Annotated in this window: 1 protein-coding gene; it reads right to left on the bottom strand. The window is 33.0% G+C overall.

Features of this window, described 5'->3' with window-relative positions:
* Nucleotides 1–125: 125 nt before the first annotated feature.
* On the bottom strand, nt 126–1,262 hold a 1,137-nt coding region (locus ACOSP6_RS00375; protein ID WP_422095673.1), incomplete at its 5' end, for a cell division protein ZipA C-terminal FtsZ-binding domain-containing protein.

Genomic DNA, 1,262 nt, shown 5'->3' with positions numbered 1-1,262 from the left:
GTTACGGGATTAAAGTTACATATTTTGTTTAAGAACTGCAGTTAGTAATTACCGAGTGGATTCGGACGAAGTCGAATCCGCCGTAATTGCGGTTATACATTGTTGTGTGCAGTATTTTTTTAATTTTAATATAATCTTAATGAGTTTTCCGAACCAGGAATTATATTATTATCATTCATTTGTTTTAATAATTCAGCTAATTCCATTAATTCCAATTGCTCATTGAATGGTTTTCCATTTCTGTTTATAATTTTTCCGCCCAACCTTTTTTGACAATATTTTACAGAATTCACTAAAACTCGGTAAACATTCATTGGGTCTGCGCTTCGTGGAATAGAAAAACCAAAAACTAAATTCGCTGGATTCATATTTCCGTTCTTGATTTGTTCTGGAAGAAAATAACCAGGTTCGGTTGAAGTCCAAACGCTAAAGTGTTGGTCTGATGCATAGTCAGAACTATTGTTCCAGTGAAATAAATCTCCATCTCCCCAGATAAGCCCTAAACTTTGTAAAACATCCCAAACTTCTCTACCATCAAATCTGTCGTCACTTTGAAGTCGTATGAGAATATCTTTATCGAATAATTGATTTAGTTTTACTAGCTGTTTACTTTTTTTAATTGCAGATTCTTTTGATTCAGTCTCTTTAATCTCAAAAGCCAATGAGTGTTGTTTTAATCTTTTCTTTAATTCAATAATGTAGCGTTCTAGCTTTTTTACGTCAAAACTTGGGTTTTCATCGTTAAATACATCGAGAAAGCCAATTGCAACTTGAATTTGGTCATAAGTTTCTGGTGCGTCTCCAGCAAGAGCATAAGTCCATCTTTCGTCTTTTGGCGAATGTCCAAAAACTGTTGACGTAAAATTTGTTCGCCAATCATAATCGAACAATTCATATAATTTTTCTTGCTTGATTGTTGTCCCATTTGGAATAGTCAATTCTATAATCCACTCTCTATATGGGTCAGCTTTATACTCAGTCTTTTCTTCACCGATTTCAACTTTAGGAATTTGAAGTTGACTTTCATCTAATATGTTAGACATATCTTCCGAAGGCTTATTCAATCCAAGCTTTTCTATTCTGTCAGCACTTTGGGAAGCTGTAGATATGAAGAATTCATTTTGGTCTGATTCTGAATTTGAATTTTTAATTAGCAAAAAAATCACTCCAATTACTACGATTCCAATAATTAAATATGTCATTTTATTCATTTCGTTCAAGAGCTTCTCGGTATTGCACACAACGTATTTGTGTATGATTTT

It is taken from the genome of Tenacibaculum sp. MEBiC06402 (assembly GCF_049239625.1).
In the GTDB taxonomy this organism is placed as follows: domain Bacteria; phylum Bacteroidota; class Bacteroidia; order Flavobacteriales; family Flavobacteriaceae; genus Polaribacter.
This window is presented reverse-complemented; position numbering and strand designations above follow the sequence as displayed.